The sequence below is a fragment of the Lysinibacillus composti genome, from assembly GCF_016908465.1.
Classification (GTDB): Bacteria; Bacillota; Bacilli; order Bacillales_A; family Planococcaceae; genus Ureibacillus; species Ureibacillus composti_A.
Genome location: NZ_JAFBDY010000001.1, coordinates 559,255 through 579,933, shown reverse-complemented (window position 1 = coordinate 579,933; position 20,679 = coordinate 559,255). Strand labels below are relative to the sequence as shown.

Genomic DNA, 20,679 nt, shown 5'->3' with positions numbered 1-20,679 from the left:
CTACTTAGAGCATAGTCTTGTATCTTAATCGTTACAACAAGTATCATCTTCGTTAATATGACCAGAACGCTTAATTTTAGTTAGTAAATAATTACGATTGTATTCTGAGATGTCTCCCCAAATCTCTTGTCTTCCCGAAACAGGCAATCCTGAATTTTTTAGTGCTTCTAATTTTTTAGGATTATTTGTAATTAGTGTTACAGGTTTTGTTCTAATCGCTTTCAATACACGAATTGCGTCATCGTAATTTCTTGAATCATCAACAAAACCTAAACCTTGGTTTGCCTCCACTGTATCAAACCCATTTTCTTGTAGAATGTATGCCATCGCTTTGCTAAATAAACCTATTCCCCTGCCCTCATGATTGGCTAAATAAAATAATGCACCCGTACCATGATCTACAATCATTTTCATTGATTGTTTTAATTGATAGCCACAATCACATCGTTTACTTCCAAAAATGTCTCCTGTATGACAGATTGAATGCATTCGCATAATTGCTTTCTCTCCATTTTCAAAATCTCCATAAACAAGGACACTTGATTGTTGATGTTCTGCCAAATTCGCTGAAGATAATTTATCAATAATTTTTTGATAGTCTTCTGTTACTTCATCACAATTTAACCAACAATACCATTGAAACGTTACAGTCTCATTATATAAATTGACAGGTAATTTTATTGGCCCGACTAAATAAATGGCTCCTTCATCTGAATGGATTAATTTTATTTTATCTTCCAATATGGAAAGTACTTTATTATCTAGTTTTATTGAACTCACTTGTAATCCATCCTCCTTTATCGATAGTTTGGATAATGCAAGGAAATTTATGATTCTTTGAAGCAATATTCTATTGTGTACGTATTATTCTTGAATGCAAATAGACGTCTTATTAAAAATATGCATGTTTTTTAAGAAATAAATTTTGTAAGCGACATCAATTTGAACAATATGTGAAAACTTTCACTTCCTCTTTTATTTTCAGCATCATGGGTGTACAATAGAATCACCAAGTTGATATATAACACGTTTCAAAAAATTTTAAATTAAGCCCTTGTGTTATATAACAAAATTACGTACAATATGAGGAGGAAATACCATGTGGGTTATTACAGTATTTGATCAAAATACAGTTCGTATGTTTGAATTTGAAAACAAAAACGAGGCAAAATTAGCACTTGTAGGTTTCAACGGCAACGGCTCAGCAATTCTTTCGTATACAAAGTAATACCCTGCATGGCTTAGCTTCAGCATTTTCGAGCCAACCATTAATTAAAATCGTTTTTTTAAAAGTCAAGGAGGTGACCCCAGATGTGGGTACTAACAGTATTCGAACAAGATACATTCCGTATTTTTGAATTTGACAATCAAAACGAAGCAACAATGGCTATTAAGAACTTCAAACAACCAACTATCTTAACTTTTACAATGTAAGATTAGAATTTTCATATAATAATAAAGCTCAGAGTAGAAATCGATACTCTGAGCTTTTTCTTATAACAAAACTTCAACTTGTACTATTCCTTCTTTCCCCTGTTTGTAGGACTTAGAAAGCCTTCATACAAAACATACTATTAATAACTATTTTGTGTGTAATTCAATAACCAACCAATACCAAAGCGATCAATTAGGTTTGCATGGAACCCTCCCCAAAACGTTTGTTGAAGTGGAACTGTAATCGTTGCATCTTCACTCAGTGACTCATATACTCGTTTTAGTTCATCTTCACTTTCACAAACTAATGAAATTCGAACTTGATTCCCCGCATCCGTTTTCCCAAATGTATCTGAAAAGTGAATTATACTTTCCCCAATATGTAGTTCACCATAAAAACATTTGCCAGAATCGTCAAGCTGCAGATTCTTCACTTTACAATTAAATAAACCTTTATAGTACGTCATCACTTCCACACATTGATCAACAAAGATATATGGATTTGCACTTTTCAACTAATTACCTCCAATATCATTATATTATCTCTTCATCTATTCCACTTTTGACAAGTTCCTAAAGCACCATAACAAATAAAATCCCCCTTTAATAGTTTAAATCACGCTTTATTATAGAAAAAAGTTAAATAAATTAATCTATTAGGTCATATGAACAAGAAACATTCTAGTAATTTCATATTTATATTAATAGAAAAACGAAAGGGGGGAAAGAAATGACAAGAAAATGTCACGGTTGTTGTAGACCTGGTTGTCACAAAGAACACAAACACCACGACAATAAGAATTGTAAATGTGAATGTGTTGACGCATTAGCAGAAGCACTTAAAGATAATGAGAATGAATTTGTAGTTGTCTTTGAGAAGAATGCTATTGTTATTGGTAGAATCGATGAAGTAAGAGATGACAAAGTCCTAGTATTGGATGTTGTTATTGCAAAATTTGCATTCTTCGGTGATAGAGTTGTGCCGTTTTTCCCAATTGTTGGTGTAATCACATTTGACGCTTATATTAGCATTTGTGAAATTACAGAGTTCTTAACAGTTGATGGACCTGGTGGAGCTGAAACATTTGCAAATAATCTGCAAACTCAGCTTCAACCTTAATTAACATGGAAAGAACGTGCTAGTTTTAGCACGCTCTTTCCTAATATTTATAGAGGAAGTAAACTCACTGTTTCTTTTTCTTTTAGATCTTCAATCATTTGAATCCAATCTTTTGGTTTATTTGATAATACCGAATAATAATCCATTAAGAAATCTACAACAAGGCTCGTTGGTATTTGTTGAATATTTTCATCTGTTGGCATAAAGCAAAAATCTAAACCTTTAACAGCCTCCCCATCATTTTTCCAAGATGGATGTACATATTGAAAATCAAGTCTTTGATATCCAAGATGTGATAATACTTCACGACGAACATAAGGATTCATAGGCGCAACCCCACCAAAATTAAAATCTTCTTTTTCGTAAGGGTCATAAATTTCAGCAAACATTCCAAATAATGTTTTGCCGTTTTCACTCGCGAGACGATGTAAATCCTTTTCACGATTTCTTGCTAAAAATCTACCAAGACCATGTCCAGGTTGGCCTATGATGGTAAAGTCAGTCATGGCAATATTCCACCTAGGATAGTAACGATATTCTGTTGCCCCTACTACTTCCTCGTTTTCGTCGACCGCAACAAAAACACGAATACCTGGGTCTTCCAGAGGCTCTTTCCACAAGTTAAATTCTAGTACTTCTTCTGGTGGAAAAATTTCGCCCAATAGCGTATGCATTTTAGCAAACAATGGGTCTTCTATATTTGTAATTCGAATATAGTCCATTATTTAATCTCCTTTTCTATGTAATTGATTTCAATCATTATATTCAGCATTTATTTCAAAACCCCTTTAAAAACTAGAAAATTCCTTCTTATTATGTCATGATAATAGTCTGAATTCTTAAACTTACACTTATTAAAACAATTCAATCACGATTTAGTTTTAAAACGTTTATAATAAACAATTGAGTATATTATCACAACAAACTAAAGCCTAGTTCAATAACTAAAAGTTATGACCATCGCATTATTCAAGTTGTTTATAAAGGAGAGCATCAATGAATATTATCTTAACAACATTAAATGCCAAATACATCCATACAAACTTGGCAATTCGTTATTTAAAGGCAGCTGCCTTGCCTGAATTTAACCCAATAATTACAGAATATACAATAAAAGACCCTGCATTCAATATCGTTTCCGATTTATATCAACATAAACCAGATGTTGTCGGGTTTAGTTGTTACATCTGGAATATCGAAGAAACTATTAAAGTAATTAAAATACTAAAAACAGTTTCACCTAACACGAAAATTATTTTAGGTGGCCCTGAAGTTTCATATGATGTGCATGATTGGTTACGACGAATCGAAGAAGTGGACTTTATTGTAATGGGAGAAGGAGAAACTTCATTTAAGGAACTACTTAAATATTTTAATGGTGAAATAGCATTAGATGAAGTGTCCGGGATTTGTTATTTACAGGATGGAAAAGTAAAAATCCATTCACAGCCGAAGAAGATTGACTTAAAAGGGATTCCAAGTCCTTACCGTTTTGAAGAGGACCGCTCATCTCTTGGAAAACGTATACAATATATCGAAACAAGTCGAGGCTGTCCATTCTCGTGTCAATTCTGCTTATCTTCCATCGAAGTGGGCGTTCGTTACTTTAACCGAGAAAAAATTAAAGAGGACATCCGCTATTTAATGGCTAATGGTGCTAAAACAATTAAATTTGTCGATCGTACATTTAATATAAGCCGAAGCTATGCGATGGAGATGTTCCAATTTTTAATTGATGAACATGTACCAGGTGTCGTCTTCCAATTCGAGATTACTGCTGACATCATGCGCCCAGAAGTCATCCAATTCTTAAATGACAATGCACCAAGAGGATTATTCCGTTTTGAAATTGGTGTTCAATCAACGAATGATTTAACGAATGAACTAGTTAAACGTAGACAAAACTTCGAAAAACTGAAACGTACAGTTACAATGGTTAAAGAAGGTGGCAAGATTGATCAGCACCTTGATTTAATTGCTGGACTACCAGAAGAAGACTATAACAGTTTCCGACAAACGTTCAATGATGTATTTGCAATGCGTCCTGAAGAATTACAATTAGGATTCTTAAAACTATTACGTGGGACAGGTCTTCGTATTGATGCAAAAAAATATGGATACACATATGTTGATTTGGCGCCGTACGAGATCTTCGCCAACAATGTGTTAACTTTTGATGAAATTATTCGCATTAAACACGCTGAAGACGTGCTCGAAAAATATTGGAATGACCACCGAATGGATAACACTGTAGAATATCTGGTAACCCAATGTTTTGAAACGCCTTTTGATTTCTTCCAAAACTTTGGAACATACTGGGAAGAAAAAGGCTGGTCACGAATTGGTCATCAACTCGAAGATTTATTTAAACGGCTTGAAGAGTTTTTAGCAACACAACCAAATGTGAATTTAGCCATTGTACGCAGCTTAATGCAGCTAGATTATTTATCAAAACAACAATTCCAACCACGAAAATTATGGTGGGATGAACGCGTATCACGTGAAGAACAGAAAAATATTTATAATCAATTAAAACAAACACCTACTCTTGCTGGAGAAGAGTTTGTACAATTTGATCTGAATGAGAAGGAATTCTTTAAACATTCATTAATGATCCCATTTGCTTTCGACTATAATGTATATCAACAGACAGGTAAAATTATTGCTCAGGACGGTTATTTACTCACTTACTTCCGTTCAGGACAATCACCTTATTTCGCTACAATTGAAAAGACATTGCAGAATAAATAAATGTTAAAAATACCAAGGAGCCCATTCCTTGGTATTTTCTTTTTGATCCTGTTTCCGAAGTTTTCTTATCCAACAACTGTAATAACATATAAATTTAGATGTGATCATCATTATCCTCATAAAGTATTAGAAAAGACTTGGTTGATTTTTAAAGATAATTATTGGACAAAAATGTTCAAATTTGTATAAATCGTCGGATTTGTAAGCTAACAAATTAAAAAGCATAGCTACCTTTGCTACATTTTCACTGAATTGAGGGTTATACTATAAGAAGAATTTTAGGAGGTAGAAACTGAAAATGAAATTTATCTTAACAAATGCATTAATTGAACGTTGTGACAAAGAAAGCGAAGAAGTAATTTCAAAAGAAGAAATATCTTTTTTAAGTACTTCACTAAACCATTTCAAACAAAATCGTAATGAATTTCTTTACATTGAATCCCCTGCATTTGAATCAGTCAATATAGATGCCATTTCCCTAGAACTGGATGACGTTTTCGAAACGTATATGATTTTACTTGGATTGAAAGTGCAAAAAAAATATTTAAATACAATCAAAACTTTTCTTGATGAGAATTTATTTGGTGAAGAATTAAAAAACTATAGTGCAGCTTTCTCAAATGAGGATGGTTTGTGGGAATTAAATATACCAATAAATTATATGGATGGCTTTAAAGAAGAAATGTCTATTGAAGAAGCTCTAGATCTCTCTGTAAACTTCATACATTCTTTAATGCAAATCATTAAACAACAACAATAATGTAATAAAGGATGTTATAAGATTGCAAGATACACAAAAATATATTTACACTTATGTTCATCATAAAGATGAATATGATTTATGTCGAATGGAGATGCGTGCTTTTTTCAACATGGATTCCCAATCAAACTTTTTAATAAGTAATGTTGAAGTAGACCCTAGTCGGAGTCCCTTTATTCAAGACCGGCTTAAAGTATACTATGAAAGTAATAGCATCTCAGACATGAAACAATTAGTTCAAGAGTTAAAGTTAAATGACACAACTTATAAAGTGATTTGTTTAAACAAAATGGATATAGATCAAACCAAGAAAATTCATCATCCTGAAAGAAGACAAATTGAACGGGAAATTGGTTTAGTGATTGACGGTGAACCGGACTTAGATCATCCTGATGTTGTTTTTGGTTTAATTCATATAAATGGACGTTGGTATTTCGGAAAACATACAATCAGTGAATCCATATGGCGTCATCACCTACATAAACCTAATAGTTATTCGACAGCTCTTAGTACTAGGGTTGCACGTGCTGTTTCAAATATTGCAGTTCCCCATACTGAGGGTATCCGCGCAATTGATCCATGTTGTGGAATCGGAACGGTCGTAATTGAAGCCCTATCAATGGGAATAGACATCGTTGGACGGGATATCAAACCACTTGTGTGTAAAGGTGCCCGTGAAAACATTGCGTATTTTGGACTAAATGGTACAGTAACTCTTGGACCAATCTCAGAAGTCACCGAATATTATGATGTAGCCATTATTGATTTACCATATAATCTATATACACATATTTCCCGTGAAGAACAATTTGATATAATTAAACAAGCTCGTCGAATTGCTAAACAAGTTGTAATCATTACAATTGAGACAATTGATGACCTATTAGAAAAAGCAGACTTTAAAATTTCCGATCGGTGTATTGCAAAAAAGCAATTGTTCAAGAGACAAATTTTATTATGTGAATAATCATTTTCCTGTTTTAAGGTTAATAGGATTAAAAGCGAAAACCACCTTTTTCTAGATGTAGAAAATGGTGGTTTTTGTTAATTTTTCGCCCTCTACTATTGTTATTTGAAACCATCTATATCGTTTCGCACAGTCCCGTTACCCTACCCCTTCATTTTCACAAAGATAACCCTACACTCCAATCAATTCATTAGTATCAAATTCTTATTAGGTTTAATTATCCTTATCTATCAAATTATGAACTAATGTCGTAGAATCTTTAATATTAATTTCCACGATTAAATATTCAGAATATTTTAAATACCCGGAATTATTAACGTTAATCCTAATTAAATGTGACGATTTTGTGAAATTGTTAGTTTTTAGCACATTACGACATTTTTTTCATGTTGAATTGTATACAATGAAAAAGCATCAAAAGTTCTGCTAACAATCAAACCATAAAAAAGCTAATATACTTTACGGGGGAACTAGTAATGAAAAGTTTTTTGTACAAAAGAATATTGAAAATGATCATTGAAATAAAGAGAAAATCAATGATTAGAAAGGCAAATGATTTAGGATATACACATCCTGATGTAGTTACTTGTAGTCAGGAATTAGATACATTACTAAATATATATTCTAGACAAGCAGCATAAAATAGAGGGCGTAAAAACACTATAAAAAGAAATGACCGACAAATAACCAATCAGGGGGGCGATCCTGATTGGTTTTTATTTTACCTGTATAAGTTAAAGGGAGAGGAATACTAAATGATGGAAAAGCCTCAGAATCATGTTTAAAAGCCTACATCAAAGAACAGTAGTTCCACTATATGCTCACATTTCTTTACACTAGAAGACTTAATTCAATCCAAGGTTTCCCTACTCAAAATGTAAATCAGGGTATCAAGGTATCGAAACGTTATTAGCAGAATATAAGATTCGATAAAATTCGAGCATGAACACTAAGTATGTCGAATAAAATTGGTTAGGTTATAAAATTTGAATTCTCTATATTTAATAAGGGAGAACAAAATAATGTCCCTTTACTGGAAAAAACAAAACGCCTCTTTTCAAATTTACTCGTTAATTTTGACATGGTCTGGTTTAGTTATTTTAATTAGTATGTACTTTACAATACCACTAACCACAACATTTATAACTGAGTATGATATTACTGAGACAGAAGCAGTTTGGGTTGGAAGTTCCTTTTCTATGAGCTATGCTATTTGTTGTTTTCTGTATGGCCCTTTGTCCGATCGCTTTGGACGAAAAATATTTTTAATAATTGGAATTTGTATTCTTACAGTCGTTACTTTTATCGGTGGTTTTGTAAAAAGTTACGAGATTTTACTTTTTATTCGAGTCCTTCAAGCAATGGCAGCAGCGGCTTTTGTCCCAATCTCCCTGGTTTATACTGCTGAAGTATTTCCCTCTGAGAAGCGACTATCCGCTATTGGAATGATTTCATCTGGTTTTCTCATCGCCAGTGTCGTCGCACAAGTCTTTGCCATAACTATTGAGACCCATTTCGGTTGGAGAGGAAATTTTTTCTTTTTATCATTTCTCTATTTAATTACAACATTTTTAGTGTTTCTTTATTTACCAAAGGAAAAAAACGATACGAAACAAGAAAATATCTTAAAGAAATATTTGAAGATGAAAAACCTACTGTTAAATCCAATATTAGTTGGGTCGTTTATTATTTCACTAATGCTACTTTTTTCATTAATCGGAATGTATACGATTCTTGGAAAATTATTATCAGCAGAACCTTACAACTTTACAGACAATCAGATTCTTTATGTTCGTGGTATAGGCATATTAGGAACATTCACTTCATTTTTTGCAAGTAAGATTGCAAAAAAGGTTGGATTTCATCGTGCTTTTCGAACAAGTTTTATTATAGCTGCGGTGTCCCTTTTCTTAATAGGATTGGGTGGGAATCCCATGTTCGTCATTTTCTTAAGCTTCATTTTTGTAGCGAGTATATCATTTATTGTACCGACGAATATTACGGTTATTAATGCTAATGCCGAGACACAAAGAGGAAGTGCTGTGCTTTTTAATGCATTTATTTTGTTTATTGGTGCCAGTTTAGGGCCACTGTTAGCTACAAAATTAATGAATATTGGCTCTACTTTTATGACCTTTACTGTATTTAGTGTCATCTTATTAATTGGATTCTTTTGTACCTTAATCACAAAAAAGGATTAATTTGGGGGAGTCGTTATTAGCGACTCTTCCCTTTTTTTGATGCTAATTTCATGTATTACAATTTTGATTATTCATTAATATAACCTAAAATTTTGTTAAATAGTATTGAAAACGTCGTCATTATGAACAATATGTGAAACCCTTCACAACCTATTTTCTTTTAATATTGGATGATGTAAAATCAACTCAAATATAGAAATATTCACCAGTTATTTTGAATATTTCAATGAAGGAAAATCAAATTTTGGAGGAGCTCTCTCTATGTGGGTAATTACAGTGTTTGAAAATAATACTTTCCGTATCTTTGAATTTGACAATCAAAATGAAGCGGCTTTTGCACTTCAAGAATTTAATGATCCAGCCATTTTGTCGTTTACAATGTAGTCTTGTGAATTAAAAATTAGGAGGCGCCTACCTTGTGGGTAATTACAGTTTTCTTAAAAGACACTTACCGTATTTATGAGTTTGAGGATCAAAAAGAGGCACTGCTTGTAATGAAAGGATTTAAAGAACCAGCTATTTTATCTTTTTCATTGTAATAACCACAGTAATTAGAAGGAATTTTTTTTTATATCATTGTTTAGTTTTATCTCTATCAAATTAGGGCGCTCCCTTATACAGGACGCCCTCTTTTTATGTCTTATTTAATTGAAAAATTCTTAAGAGTAATTGGAAATCCTCTTTCAATTGTTTATTCGGGTATTAATGGACTATACCACATCTGAAGTACATCAAGGAACAATCAGCTTGCTACTATTTTTCTATTAATTGTAATAATTCCCCATTAATCCCCCTAAATAAAATCATTTCGTCACCAAATATTGTTAATTTAGGTTCTTCAGTTAAAAACTCTATCCCTTTCGCTTTTAGTTTTTCCATTGCTTCTTTCATATTTTCAATAGCAAAAGCTAGATGGTCTACAACACCGTCAGTTAGTTGTCCAACACCCGTTAATTCTTCGATAAGTTCAATTTCAACTTGCGGATTGTCTTCCACATATAAGAATGCCATCTTTCGAGAATCATTACTCCCTGCTGCACGCAATTTAAAATTTAAAATATCTTCATAAAATTTGATGGATTCCTCTAAATTTTTCACAATAATGGCAGTATGTTCAATCTTTTTAATCATTTCTTTGTTCCCCCTTTTAATGATCCTGTGAGATTAGTAGATTTAAAACACAATTAAATACTGTATAACTAAAACAGGCTAATCCAATAATTCCTACTAAAGTTAACACCGGAACTTGTTCTGCAAAAAGCATTCCAGTTACGAAAAGTAAAAAAGATATGACTGCAATTAGTATGTAAAGAATTAGTTTTAACACTGTGCCACATCCTCCATATTAATATTCTATTTTAGGACTTAAACTTCCTTCGGCAAATTTTAATTCTATCTATATCCATCATTGTTACTAACTGATTGAGATTTAAAAGTAAATACTTAATTTAATATTTTGAACATTTTCAAAACACCATTGACAGTTCATCAAAATTATAGCATATTAGTTTTAAATTGAATTTGATTAGCCATAACGAAGACCAGTATGTTGGATACTTTGGAAAGAGAGCGATGTTCACCGGCTGAAAGACATTGCACAAAAAAGACCATCAGAACCTACTTCGTTCGCTTCTAGCAAAAACTAGACGCAGACTCAAGCGTTATGAGACGAAGTGGGATTGATTACTTTTCAATCCAATTTAGGTGGTACCGCGGAGAAAAACCCTTTTCGCCCTATTTATTAGGGATGAATTGGGTTTTTTTATTTATCTCTGAAAACTTTATCACTTATTACTACCGTAAAGGATGATCAGAAATGGATAAAAAAAGAATTGTAGTAAAAATCGGCAGTAGCTCCCTTACTAATTCAAAAGGCGAAATTGATCATAAGAAATTACACGACCATATTCTAGCAATAGCCGCACTCAAAAAACTAGGACATGAGGTTCTACTTGTAACATCAGGTGCAGTAGCTGCTGGGTTCCGAATGCTTGGCTATCCTTCACGACCTGTCACCCTAAAAGGAAAACAGGCTGCTGCTGCTGTTGGTCAAAACCTACTTATACAAAAATATTCGGAGCTCTTTTCACAATACGATATTCGAACAGCACAAATTCTTTTAACCCGTACAGACTTCTCAAAAAAGGAAAGGTATCATAATGCATTTGCAACGTTTACAGAATTACTAGAGCGTTCTATACTTCCAATCATTAATGAAAATGACACTGTCTCTGTTGCGGAACTAACATTTGGAGATAACGATATGCTTTCTGCACTTGTTAGTGGCCTTGTTCATGCGGATCAACTCATCATTTTAACAGACATAAACGGCTTTTATACTGACAATCCGCTCAAAAACCCTGACGCTAAGAGAATCGATTATCTTACAGAAGTATCGGATGATATGCTTGAACATGCATCGGGAACTGGTTCGAAAATCGGGACAGGTGGAATGCAGTCAAAACTTCTTGCTGCCCGTACTGCCCTGAAATCGGGGGTTCATGTATTCATCGGGAAAGGACAAGGTGAAAATAAACTCGTCGAAATTCTAGAAGGTCGTGGTGATGGAACTTATATTGGACAAGTCCAGAACACCACGCTTCCAAATCAAAAGCAGTGGCTTTCCTTTACGGAAGTTTCTGGAAAAATATACATCGATGAAGGAGCTAAAAATGCAATTTTATCTTCAGGTAAAAGCCTATTACCTGCTGGTGTTTATAAAATTGAAGGGCGATTTCATAAAGGCGATGTAGTAGAAGTTTATAGTGAATCTGGCTTATTAGGTCGTGGCGAAGTGCTTTATTCAAGTGATGATTTACGATTCGCCATGGGAAAACGTACAGACGAACTTCCATCTGGTTCAATGGAAGTAATTCATCGGAATCAATGGGTACAAACAATATAGGAGGAGTCTATATGTCAAACATCAAAACAGATTGTGAAGTACAACTGAAAGGGAGATTAGCTAAAGAGGCTAGTCACATCATGAATCTTAAAACAACAATAGAAAAAAATGAGGCATTAGAACAAATCGCAAAACAATTATTAATTGATCAAGAAGAAATTATTTTTGCCAATGAACAAGATTTACAGAGTGGAAAAGAAAGAGGTTTAACTGATTCTATTCTTGACCGTATCATGTTAAATGAATCCCGTATTCAATCTATGGTGGATGCTATTTACCAATTAGTTGATTTAAATGATCCAGTTGGTGAATTATTAGAAACAACAGTTAAGGATAATGGTTTACAAATTGAGAAGCGACGAGTGCCACTTGGGGTAATTGGAATGATTTACGAAGCTAGACCAAATGTAACAGTAGACGCTGCAACACTTAGTTTGAAAACAGGAAATGCAGTTATTTTGCGTGGTAGCTCTTCTGCAAAGAATTCTAACATTGCCCTCGTATCATCAATACAACGTGCGCTAAAAAAGTCTACGCTACCTATTGACGCAGTTCAGCTTATCGAAAATACAAGTCATGAAACGGCACAAGAACTATTCCATTTAAATGATTATTTGGATGTATTGATTCCTCGTGGCGGAAAAAAACTAATCGACCTTGTTGTTCGTGAATCAACGGTACCAGTACTTGAAACTGGCGCAGGAAACTGCCACATTTATGTGGATGCAAGTGCGGAATATGAGATGACGAAAGATATTATTATTAATGCGAAAACACAACGTCCTTCTGTATGTAACGCTGCAGAAAGTTTGTTATTACAGCAACATTGGTTCAACGAGCACGGAGTACAATTATTATCCCAATTAACAGATGCAGGCATACAAATAATTGGAGACGAACAAGTCTGTGCTGCATATCCTTCTACAACGCTTGCAACAGAAGAAGATTATGCAACAGAATTTTTAAGCTTAACAATGAGTGTAAAAATCGTGGAAAATGTAAATGAAGCAGTACTTCATATTAACACATATGGAACAAAGCACTCAGAAGCCATTATTACGAATGATCAAGGTGTCGCACAAATGTTTTTAAATAGTGTAGATGCAGCAGCAGTTTATCACAATGCTTCCACACGATTTACAGATGGATTTGAATTTGGATACGGAGCAGAAATCGGCATAAGTACACAAAAACTACATGCACGTGGACCAATGGGCTTACCCGCTTTAACCTCATCAAAGTTCTTTATTTATGGTAACGGGCAAACACGAGCTTAAAAAAATGTCAGGTACCCAAATACTTTTATTTGAGTACCTGACCCCCATACGTTTTTAACTTCCACTATAAACTGCAGTATTATTTTCTTCTACAATAAGAATACCGTATTTACATTACCCGAAACTCTACTCACTATTTAAAATGACATAATATTCTATTAATAAAATTAAAAAAAGTAACACAAACCAAGATGCAGTTTGTGCTACTACTTTAGTATAATTTTATTCCCAGTGTTCTTTTTAAGATTCATGGATTGTTTTAATATGCTCCAAATTTAGATACGTTGTATTCGTTCTTGCTGTTTGGAGTTCAATAATCGCACCATGAACCTTTGATATTTTACCTATATGATACGGTTTTTCCCCTTGGTTTACTACAACTAATTTATCTCTCATTGAGTGAACTAGGTGTTCAAAGTGTTGTGGAAGTATACCTTTCTTCGCACTCACTTTTAACTCATCATCCGTTAACGTATAGGGCTTTTGATTTTCGGTATAAGGAATGAGCCACTTTAAATGTTTCGTTGCAATATACATCGTTTTATAAATGGGAGAATGAAATACAAAATAATTACTTTGAACCTGAGTGATGGTGCCATGTATTGGCTGCTTATTTGCGACATAAATTTCTGTGTACATTCCTATTGCTTCATTCAGCATATATGTTAACGAGAAATCATTTTTATCATCTTTCGAAATCACACTAGGGAAGTTCGTAGGCTGCTGAATTATTTCTTCATCTTGATCGACGGAGACATTTTCAATATGTTCCATGGGGATATATATATAATCTTTTCCGTTAAATAACACGACTATTTCTTTGCTCAAGTCAATAATAGAACCATTAAAAAATATTTGACCTGCTAAGGTTATTTTTACGGTTTCTTTTATCACTTGACTAAATATATTATACATTTTCCCCCTCCAATCCCATAAGAGGCGTTTGTAACCCTATTTCTTTTAACAACTTCATAACTAAAAGTTAGTTAGTTATTTCTACGTCTTCTTCTTGATCTTCCGCTATTATTATTGTTATTGTTACTATTTCCACTATTACCTTCATTTTCATTATCTTCTTCAGGAGCCATTAATCCATAGTTCATATTACGGATATGGAATAGGTTCACGTAGATAATCTCTTTGTTTTTAATGATTGTTACATAGTCGTCACAAACTCCATCCAGTACACCCTCAATTTTCTCAGGGTTAATTTTTACCCAGTGGTGAATTAAGTGACCACAAATATCTTTGAACTTTTTACCTTTATGGAACTCAAAATCCTCATCAACGTAAACATCAAACTCCATTGGATCTTTTGAATCAGTAGTTACACTTTTAACATGGTGTGTTTGGAAAAATACTACACCGTCTTTTTTCGTTAAAAGTACGAAGAAATCATCGCCTACATACAATAATTTACCTACAACAGTGTGTGGCCCATGACGGTCAACTTGAATGACTTGCCCTTCGAAACTTTGTAGCATTTCACTATTCATTATGACAGTAACCTCCTATTTGTATTGTCTTGCTAAATATATGTGTATTTCTCATATCTTGAAATGTCAAAAGCCTATTTTTATAAAATTTGCTATTTCAAGAGATGTACTTTTCAAAAATCAATTACGTCTTTTGCGTAATTGCGAACCAGATTTTGAATTATGCTTAGGTCAACAAAATCCTTTTTGCGACAAGTAACCGCAGGAGCAGGATGTTGGTCAGTTAGCCGTTATCGCACGGATGCGACGTTTTAAGGCAAACTTCCTATTACAACTCCTCTCAAATTCAGTGACATCCTCCGCAGGCTTAGGCAGCGCGCGTGTTGGTTACTTAGACGTTGCTACAGAGGCTAACAAGACGTTAGTCATTGCCGATGCAACAGGACGTTGAGTTTTCAACGATAAGTGGCGCTCTTAATCTGAGTTCATTTGTCCCAGTAGAGTTTGGATCTCACTGAATGAAGATAAAAAAAATAGTACAAATCAAATGCGATGATTTGTACTACTTAATTATTGATATTTTATACGGTGGTAATAAATTTTGTGACGGCTAAAAAGTGAAGTTCTAAAATGTAAAGTATGGGGCATATTTAATGTATGGTTCCTTTTCTATCTTTGTGTTTCTTCGTAATTAATATTAATGATTTCTTCTGTTTGATTATTAAATGTAATATTAACAAAAACACCAAATTCCTTTGAATCTTCTTTTAACCATAATTTAAATTTTTCGACTGAGGTTTTCTCTCCTATCTCTCTGCCAATATGCAAATAATCAATTACGCTCGCATTTGGATATTTTGCCATGACTTTTTCCATTGCAATTCTTCCCCACTTTGCATAAGCTGGGGCAACTTGTTCTTGTACAGGTAGAGCTACATCTTGTGATGGAGTTGATTCAGTATTACTATTTGGAGAAGCAGCTGTAAATCTCCCATATACTAGGACACCTAAAATTGCTAATGCCGACATCAATATCCTCATTATCAAACCTCCTTTTGTTCGTTTAGTGTTTGTACTTTCTATGTGGTTATTCGGTTTTAGGCTAAGTTCCTGATTAACAATATTTGAACGAATAAATTAACAATTTCCGTATAGAATATACCTTAAAAAAATTGAGGTATTGTTATATTTCATTCTAATTAAAGTGTTAGTTGTAGCCATTTACAAAGCTCACGCTATGAACAAAAAAAACAAAAAACCGCCTCGCGACCCCGAGACGGTTTATAACTTTATTCATTTTGAATTATGACGGAACCCAGGAACGAATAAAGCTTCCCCATTACTCCATCACCCTCTGGCTCCATGAGTAAGAGATCGTAACTATTGTGCATCTCTGTACACATTTAATAGCCACTTATATGCGAAATCCTTAGTTTAAGGTTTGCATTCACTTTTATTTTGCTAAACTTGCCTTTGCTTTCTCAAGTTGAATTTTCACTTGAGCGAAACCAGTTCCGCCTAATGAATTTCGACGACGAACTGCAGCTTCAGGTTTAAGTACTTCGTAAACATCCTCTTCAATCAGTTCACTTTCAGCTTTCATGTCTTCAATCGTTAAGTCTAATAAGTAAATACCACGTTGGATACATGTAAATACAAGCTTTCCTGTAACTTCGTGCGCTTCACGGAATGGCATACCTTTAATTGCTAAATAGTCAGCAAGCTCTGTAGCATTTGAGAAATCACTATGCACAGCATTGTGTAAGCGATCTGTATTAACAGTCATTGTACGAACCATACCTTCAAAGATTTTTAATGCACCCAGAATAGTATGAAGTGTGTCAAACATGCCTTCTTTATCCTCTTGCATATCTTTGTTATAAGTAAGTGGTGTTCCTTTTAAAACTGTTAATAATCCCATTAAGTTTCCGTACACACGACCTGTTTTCCCACGAATTAATTCTGCCATATCTGGATTTTTCTTTTGAGGCATAATGGATGAACCTGTTGAGAAAGAATCATCTAATTCAATGAACTTAAACTCATCTGTAGACCAAATAATAATTTCTTCTGCGAAGCGAGATAAGTGAGTCATTAGTAATGATGAGTTAGATAAAAACTCAACAACAAAATCACGGTCACTTACTGCATCCATTGAATTTGCATAAACTTTACTAAAGCCAAGCAATTCAGCAGACTTTTCACGGTCAATTGGGAATGTTGTACCTGCCATTGCTCCGGCACCTAATGGCAAAATGTCAATGCGTTTAATTGATTCGGTAAAACGTTCTTTATCACGTTCAAGCATCCAAAAATATGCCATTAAGTGATGTGCAAAACTAATTGGTTGCGCACGTTGTAAATGAGTATAGCCTGGAGCAATTGTTTCAACATGTTGCTCTGCTTGCTCTAGTATTGTTGCTTGGAATGCTTCAATTAATCCGATCACTTCAAAAACGCGCTTCTTCAAGAACAAGTGCACATCTGTTGCAACCTGGTCATTACGGCTACGTCCAGTATGAAGTTTGCCACCAACAGGGCCAATCAAATCAATTAACATTTTTTCTAAATTTAAATGGATATCTTCGTTTGCAACACTGTATTCAAGCTCGCCAGCCTCTGCTAAACGTTTAAGCTCTTTTAGACCGCCAAGAATTTTAGCAACATCTTCAGCTGGTAAAATCCCTTGCGCACCTAACATTGTTACGTGTGCAACGCTTCCTTCAATATCTTCCATAACTAATTGTTGGTCAAATCCAATTGATGCACCGAACTCATCAACCCAAGCTTCTGCAGATGTTTGGAAACGACCGCCCCATAATTTTGTCATATTACGACACCTAACCTTATGCAGACTGTCTCTGTTTTAATCTCAATTTTCGAGGTTCTTAGGACAGTCTGTATTTTTATTGCAATTTATTTTTGTTCAACTGGTTGTTTTTTGTTTACTTCAGATGCTACTACAGTTGGAAGACCCCATAATTCAATGAAGCCAACAGCAGATGCATGGTTAAACTGGTCAGCTTTTGAGTATGTTGCTAACTCTTCGCTATATAGAGAGTTAGGAGATTTACGTCCTTCCACAATTGCATGACCTTTAAATAATTTAACTCGAACAGTACCATTTACATATTTTTGAGTCTCTTTTAAGAAACCTTGCAATGCTACACGAATTGGGTTAAACCATAATCCGTTATAAATTACTTCTGATAATTTTTGTTCAATAATTGGTTTGAAGTGTGCTAATTCTTTTACAAGAGTAATGTCTTCTAATTCTTTATGAGCAGTTAAAAGAACTTTTGCACCTGGGATTTCATATACTTCACGAGATTTAATACCTACTAAACGGTTTTCAACGTGGTCGATACGTCCAACACCGTGAGCTCCAGCAATTTTATTTAATTCTTGGATTAAGTCAGCAAGTTTAAGTGATTTACCATTCAATGAAACTGGTTTACCTTCTACGAACTCAATTTCAACGTACTCTGGAGAATCAGGTGCGTTTTCAACTGAAACTGTTAATCCGTAAGCTTCTTCTGGTGGAGCAACCCATGGATCTTCCATTACGCCAGCTTCGTTTGCACGACCCCAAAGGTTTTGGTCGATAGAGAATGGAGAATCGATTGTTGCAGGAATCGGTACACCATGTTTTGCGGCGTATTCAATTTCCTCATCACGGCTCCAACCCCAATCACGAACCGGAGCAAGAACTTCTAAATCAGGATTTAATGCTTTAATAGATACTTCGAAACGAACTTGGTCGTTCCCTTTACCAGTACAACCATGTGCAACTGCATCAGCATTTGTTTCGTTTGCAATTTCAACTAATTTTTTAGAAATTAATGGACGAGATAATGCAGAAACTAATGGATATTTTTGTTCATACCATGTATGCCCTTGAAGAGAAACTAGTGCGTATTCTTCTGCGAATTCATCTTTTGCATCTACCATGTAAGATTCAACCGCACCAACTTGAAGTGCTTTATTTTTGATAAACTCAAGATCTTTTCCTTCACCAACGTCTAAACATACTGCGATTACATCCCAACCTTGTTCTTTCAACCACGGAATTGCCACGGATGTATCAAGACCACCTGAATAAGCTAAAACTACTTTTTTATTTGCCATTTTAAATTCGCCTCCACTGTTTTTATGTATTTTTATTCATCTTGTTAAAAGTTTATACACGAATAGTAACATGGGATAAAAATAAATACAAGTGCATTTTTATAAAAAAATAGACTTTTATGAAATAGTGGAATACTACTTCATAAAAGCCTTAGCCTAATCTCATTTATGTATTATTTTTTATTAAAAAACCCGCTCCCTAGCTTTTCAACTAAAGATGGGGCTATTGCATATAGTTTACTTGTTATAGACATAATCCGTGGTAAATTTACTTCACGTACTGGTTTTTCAATTGTATAAACTATCTTATTTGCAACGATCTCTGGTTTTAATAAGAATCGTTTCATGGTTTGGCGATATGAATTTGTTGCATCTGCTTTATCTAAAAATGGTGTATCAATTGGACCAGGATATATAGTAGAAACTTTAATATTGTAAGGTGCTAATTCCATTCGTAAACCATTCGTAAATCCTGTAATTGCATGCTTAGAAGCAGCATAAACACTTGCTTTTTTCGTAGCTACTTTTCCTGCTTGTGAGCCAATGAAAATAAAATGACCTGATTTTTGTTGGATCATATTTTTTGCTAAACGTTGTGACAATAAAATAGGTGCTTTTATATTAAGATCAATCATAGCCTCTATTTCCTCATCCATTAAATCAACAGCATTTTGAAAAACTCCCACACCTGCATTAATAATCGCAACATCAATTGGAGGTAGCTGTTCACAAACTTTTATAATATCTTCATTTTTTTGTAAATCTGCCTGGATTACCTTTGCACCTTGTTGTTGTAACGTCATTAAAACTGACTTGTTCCTTCCTGTGGCATAGACATGATATCCTTCTCGAATAAGAACTTCAGTAATGATACGACCAATCCCACTTGTTGCACCTGTAATAAATACACTTTTCATAGTATGCATATTCCTCTCTCTTTTACTCAAACTACTCATTATAATGTGTCGCAATTAAGTTCACTTTAATATGCAAATAAAAAAGAGTACAGATTTACATCTATACTCTAATTACTATTATTAATTTTGAATCACTCAATCTCAAGTAATTTGAACAGCTCGTCTTTGGATAAAAGGAAATCACCAATTGTATATTGATCAAGAACATTTAAATATGCATTTAATGCCTCAAATAATACATTTTTCAACTGACACGCAGGAGAAATTTTACACATATTATTCTCATTACTGAAACATTCAACTATTTGAAAGTCCTCTTCCGTATGACGGACTACTTTTCCAATATTTATTTCATTTGGATCAACTGCTAATCGAATTCCACCGCCTCGTCCGCGGACTGTTTCGATATAGCCTAATTGCCCTAGTTCATAAGTAACTTTCATTAGATGATTTTTTGAAATATTATACGCATCGGCAATCTCTTGAATTGTCGATAAACGGTCTTTACCTTTAACACCGAGATAGAGCAAAACACGTAATGAATAATCTGTATATAAAGTTAAACGCACATTATACACCACTCTTTCTTACTTTATTATACCATTCAAATAACAATAGTAGTAAAAAAGTCTTCTAATAAATCTCATAATTAGTGATGTTTTTTAAAACTGTAAAGTGACAAAATTTTAAAGATGTATATTGAATACTAGTTTGTGTCCAATTTGTTAAAGATGTATTTGCAATATTGCTTTTGAGGATACCCAGGAGTATAGTGACATTGTA

At 33.9% G+C, this 20,679-nt stretch carries 25 protein-coding genes; 13 read left to right on the top strand and 12 right to left on the bottom strand.

Translation table 11 applies throughout. The features are described from left to right. Nucleotides 1-24: 24 nt before the first annotated feature. A complete protein-coding gene (locus JOD29_RS02840) occupies nt 25-780 on the bottom strand; it encodes a GTP cyclohydrolase II (RefSeq protein WP_124761601.1) in 756 nt (251 codons plus the stop codon). A 319-nt stretch (nt 781-1,099) separates the two neighbouring features. Between JOD29_RS02840 and JOD29_RS20560 the strand changes: the two genes are divergently transcribed. Further along, entirely contained in the window at nt 1,100-1,228 is a 129-nt protein-coding gene (locus JOD29_RS20560; RefSeq protein WP_275579627.1) for a hypothetical protein, read from the top strand. An 83-nt stretch (nt 1,229-1,311) separates the two neighbouring features. Next, nucleotides 1,312-1,434, top strand: coding sequence for a hypothetical protein (locus JOD29_RS20555; protein ID WP_275579626.1), 123 nt, complete (start codon nt 1,312-1,314; stop codon nt 1,432-1,434). A 140-nt stretch (nt 1,435-1,574) separates the two neighbouring features. Here the strand turns inward: JOD29_RS20555 and JOD29_RS02835 are convergent, their stop codons facing one another. After that, entirely contained in the window at nt 1,575-1,949 is a 375-nt protein-coding gene (locus tag JOD29_RS02835) for a VOC family protein (RefSeq protein WP_124761603.1), read from the bottom strand. A gap of 215 nt (nt 1,950-2,164) precedes the next feature. On the opposite strand from JOD29_RS02835, the gene JOD29_RS02830 reads away from it, so the two are divergent. After that, nucleotides 2,165-2,554 carry a hypothetical protein gene (locus JOD29_RS02830; RefSeq protein ID WP_124761605.1) on the top strand — a complete coding sequence of 130 codons (390 nt, stop codon included), beginning with the start codon at nt 2,165-2,167 and terminating at the stop codon, nt 2,552-2,554. Nucleotides 2,555-2,601: 47 nt separating this feature from the next. Here the strand turns inward: JOD29_RS02830 and JOD29_RS02825 are convergent, their stop codons facing one another. Then, nucleotides 2,602-3,276 carry a GNAT family N-acetyltransferase gene (locus tag JOD29_RS02825; RefSeq protein WP_124761607.1) on the bottom strand — a complete coding sequence of 225 codons (675 nt, stop codon included), beginning with the start codon at nt 3,274-3,276 and terminating at the stop codon, nt 2,602-2,604. Nucleotides 3,277-3,550: 274 nt separating this feature from the next. On the opposite strand from JOD29_RS02825, the gene JOD29_RS02820 reads away from it, so the two are divergent. The 7 genes from JOD29_RS02820 to JOD29_RS20545 all read left to right on the top strand — a co-directional run bounded on the left by JOD29_RS02820 (nt 3,551) and on the right by JOD29_RS20545 (nt 9,772). Then, on the top strand, nt 3,551-5,305 hold the full coding sequence (locus JOD29_RS02820; protein ID WP_124761609.1) for a B12-binding domain-containing radical SAM protein: 1,755 nt from the start codon (nt 3,551-3,553) through the stop codon (nt 5,303-5,305). Nucleotides 5,306-5,603: 298 nt separating this feature from the next. Beyond that, nucleotides 5,604-6,065 (top strand): branched-chain amino acid aminotransferase, encoded by a 462-nt coding sequence (locus JOD29_RS02815; RefSeq protein ID WP_124761611.1) that lies wholly within the window; start codon nt 5,604-5,606, stop codon nt 6,063-6,065. Nucleotides 6,066-6,087: 22 nt separating this feature from the next. Further along, a complete protein-coding gene (locus tag JOD29_RS02810) occupies nt 6,088-7,032 on the top strand; it encodes a TRM11 family SAM-dependent methyltransferase (protein WP_239585519.1) in 945 nt (314 codons plus the stop codon). Nucleotides 7,033-7,508: 476 nt separating this feature from the next. Then, the gene (locus JOD29_RS02805) at nt 7,509-7,673 is read left to right on the top strand and encodes an aspartyl-phosphate phosphatase Spo0E family protein (protein WP_124761613.1); all 165 of its coding nucleotides are present in this window, start codon (nt 7,509-7,511) and stop codon (nt 7,671-7,673) included. A gap of 435 nt (nt 7,674-8,108) precedes the next feature. Continuing rightward, nucleotides 8,109-9,233, top strand: a complete 1,125-nt coding sequence (locus JOD29_RS02800; RefSeq protein WP_205101613.1) for an MFS transporter — start codon at nt 8,109-8,111, stop codon at nt 9,231-9,233. Between the two features lie 261 nt (nt 9,234-9,494). After that, nucleotides 9,495-9,617 carry a hypothetical protein gene (locus tag JOD29_RS20550; protein ID WP_275579625.1) on the top strand — a complete coding sequence of 41 codons (123 nt, stop codon included), beginning with the start codon at nt 9,495-9,497 and terminating at the stop codon, nt 9,615-9,617. Between the two features lie 32 nt (nt 9,618-9,649). Next, nucleotides 9,650-9,772: a hypothetical protein gene (locus tag JOD29_RS20545; protein ID WP_275579624.1), complete on the top strand. Its 123-nt coding sequence runs from the start codon at nt 9,650-9,652 to the stop codon at nt 9,770-9,772. Nucleotides 9,773-9,986: 214 nt separating this feature from the next. On the opposite strand, the gene JOD29_RS02795 is transcribed toward JOD29_RS20545, so the two are convergent. Together JOD29_RS02795 and JOD29_RS02790 are read right to left on the bottom strand one after the other, a co-directional pair. After that, the gene (locus JOD29_RS02795) at nt 9,987-10,364 is read right to left on the bottom strand and encodes a VOC family protein (RefSeq protein ID WP_124761617.1); all 378 of its coding nucleotides are present in this window, start codon (nt 10,362-10,364) and stop codon (nt 9,987-9,989) included. A 16-nt stretch (nt 10,365-10,380) separates the two neighbouring features. After that, nucleotides 10,381-10,560, bottom strand: coding sequence for a hypothetical protein (locus JOD29_RS02790; protein ID WP_124761619.1), 180 nt, complete (start codon nt 10,558-10,560; stop codon nt 10,381-10,383). Nucleotides 10,561-11,049: 489 nt separating this feature from the next. Here JOD29_RS02790 and proB point away from each other — a divergent pair, with 489 nt between their 5' ends. Together proB and JOD29_RS02780 are read left to right on the top strand one after the other, a co-directional pair. Next, nucleotides 11,050-12,138, top strand: coding sequence for a glutamate 5-kinase (gene proB / locus JOD29_RS02785; protein ID WP_124761621.1), 1,089 nt, complete (start codon nt 11,050-11,052; stop codon nt 12,136-12,138). A gap of 11 nt (nt 12,139-12,149) precedes the next feature. Then, nucleotides 12,150-13,415: a glutamate-5-semialdehyde dehydrogenase gene (locus JOD29_RS02780; RefSeq protein WP_124761623.1), complete on the top strand. Its 1,266-nt coding sequence runs from the start codon at nt 12,150-12,152 to the stop codon at nt 13,413-13,415. Between the two features lie 240 nt (nt 13,416-13,655). On the opposite strand, the gene JOD29_RS02775 is transcribed toward JOD29_RS02780, so the two are convergent. Both JOD29_RS02775 and JOD29_RS02770 read right to left on the bottom strand, forming a co-directional pair. Continuing rightward, complete coding sequence (locus JOD29_RS02775) at nt 13,656-14,330, bottom strand: DUF2642 domain-containing protein (protein ID WP_124761625.1); 675 nt, start codon at nt 14,328-14,330, stop codon at nt 13,656-13,658. Nucleotides 14,331-14,401: 71 nt separating this feature from the next. Beyond that, nucleotides 14,402-14,911: a hypothetical protein gene (locus tag JOD29_RS02770; RefSeq protein WP_124761627.1), complete on the bottom strand. Its 510-nt coding sequence runs from the start codon at nt 14,909-14,911 to the stop codon at nt 14,402-14,404. Between the two features lie 241 nt (nt 14,912-15,152). Between JOD29_RS02770 and JOD29_RS02765 the strand changes: the two genes are divergently transcribed. After that, the gene (locus JOD29_RS02765) at nt 15,153-15,302 is read left to right on the top strand and encodes a hypothetical protein (RefSeq protein WP_205101612.1); all 150 of its coding nucleotides are present in this window, start codon (nt 15,153-15,155) and stop codon (nt 15,300-15,302) included. A 218-nt stretch (nt 15,303-15,520) separates the two neighbouring features. Here JOD29_RS02765 and JOD29_RS02760 read toward each other — a convergent pair whose 3' ends face one another. The 5 genes from JOD29_RS02760 to JOD29_RS02740 all read right to left on the bottom strand — a co-directional run bounded on the left by JOD29_RS02760 (nt 15,521) and on the right by JOD29_RS02740 (nt 20,465). Next, nucleotides 15,521-15,892 (bottom strand): YqzG/YhdC family protein, encoded by a 372-nt coding sequence (locus JOD29_RS02760; RefSeq protein ID WP_239585518.1) that lies wholly within the window; start codon nt 15,890-15,892, stop codon nt 15,521-15,523. Between the two features lie 412 nt (nt 15,893-16,304). Beyond that, complete coding sequence (gene argH, locus JOD29_RS02755) at nt 16,305-17,681, bottom strand: argininosuccinate lyase (protein ID WP_124761629.1); 1,377 nt, start codon at nt 17,679-17,681, stop codon at nt 16,305-16,307. Between the two features lie 86 nt (nt 17,682-17,767). Continuing rightward, complete coding sequence (locus JOD29_RS02750) at nt 17,768-18,979, bottom strand: argininosuccinate synthase (RefSeq protein ID WP_124761631.1); 1,212 nt, start codon at nt 18,977-18,979, stop codon at nt 17,768-17,770. 173 nt (nt 18,980-19,152) lie between these two features. After that, a complete protein-coding gene (locus JOD29_RS02745; protein ID WP_124761633.1) occupies nt 19,153-19,905 on the bottom strand; it encodes an SDR family NAD(P)-dependent oxidoreductase in 753 nt (250 codons plus the stop codon). 122 nt (nt 19,906-20,027) lie between these two features. Further along, a complete protein-coding gene (locus JOD29_RS02740; RefSeq protein WP_124761635.1) occupies nt 20,028-20,465 on the bottom strand; it encodes an RrF2 family transcriptional regulator in 438 nt (145 codons plus the stop codon). Between the last annotated feature and the right edge of the window lie 214 nt (nt 20,466-20,679).

Excerpts from the sequence above, each read along its gene's own strand:
- JOD29_RS02795 (WP_124761617.1), bottom strand. The coding sequence starts at position 10,364 with ATGATTAAAAAGATTGAACATACTGCCATTATTGTGAAAAATTTAGAG.
- JOD29_RS02825 (WP_124761607.1), bottom strand. The coding sequence starts at position 3,276 with ATGGACTATATTCGAATTACAAATATAGAAGACCCATTGTTTGCTAAA.
- JOD29_RS20560 (WP_275579627.1), top strand. The coding sequence starts at position 1,100 with ATGTGGGTTATTACAGTATTTGATCAAAATACAGTTCGTATGTTTGAA.
- argH (WP_124761629.1), bottom strand. The coding sequence starts at position 17,681 with ATGACAAAATTATGGGGCGGTCGTTTCCAAACATCTGCAGAAGCTTGG.
- JOD29_RS02765 (WP_205101612.1), top strand. The coding sequence starts at position 15,153 with ATGCGACGTTTTAAGGCAAACTTCCTATTACAACTCCTCTCAAATTCA.
- JOD29_RS02750 (WP_124761631.1), bottom strand. The coding sequence starts at position 18,979 with ATGGCAAATAAAAAAGTAGTTTTAGCTTATTCAGGTGGTCTTGATACA.
- JOD29_RS02820 (WP_124761609.1), top strand. The coding sequence starts at position 3,551 with ATGAATATTATCTTAACAACATTAAATGCCAAATACATCCATACAAAC.
- JOD29_RS02775 (WP_124761625.1), bottom strand. The coding sequence starts at position 14,330 with ATGTATAATATATTTAGTCAAGTGATAAAAGAAACCGTAAAAATAACC.
- JOD29_RS02780 (WP_124761623.1), top strand. The coding sequence starts at position 12,150 with ATGTCAAACATCAAAACAGATTGTGAAGTACAACTGAAAGGGAGATTA.
- JOD29_RS02770 (WP_124761627.1), bottom strand. The coding sequence starts at position 14,911 with ATGAATAGTGAAATGCTACAAAGTTTCGAAGGGCAAGTCATTCAAGTT.
- JOD29_RS02815 (WP_124761611.1), top strand. The coding sequence starts at position 5,604 with ATGAAATTTATCTTAACAAATGCATTAATTGAACGTTGTGACAAAGAA.
- JOD29_RS02745 (WP_124761633.1), bottom strand. The coding sequence starts at position 19,905 with ATGCATACTATGAAAAGTGTATTTATTACAGGTGCAACAAGTGGGATT.
- proB (WP_124761621.1), top strand. The coding sequence starts at position 11,050 with ATGGATAAAAAAAGAATTGTAGTAAAAATCGGCAGTAGCTCCCTTACT.
- JOD29_RS20555 (WP_275579626.1), top strand. The coding sequence starts at position 1,312 with ATGTGGGTACTAACAGTATTCGAACAAGATACATTCCGTATTTTTGAA.
- JOD29_RS02805 (WP_124761613.1), top strand. The coding sequence starts at position 7,509 with ATGAAAAGTTTTTTGTACAAAAGAATATTGAAAATGATCATTGAAATA.
- JOD29_RS20550 (WP_275579625.1), top strand. The coding sequence starts at position 9,495 with ATGTGGGTAATTACAGTGTTTGAAAATAATACTTTCCGTATCTTTGAA.
- JOD29_RS02760 (WP_239585518.1), bottom strand. The coding sequence starts at position 15,892 with ATGAGGATATTGATGTCGGCATTAGCAATTTTAGGTGTCCTAGTATAT.
- JOD29_RS02830 (WP_124761605.1), top strand. The coding sequence starts at position 2,165 with ATGACAAGAAAATGTCACGGTTGTTGTAGACCTGGTTGTCACAAAGAA.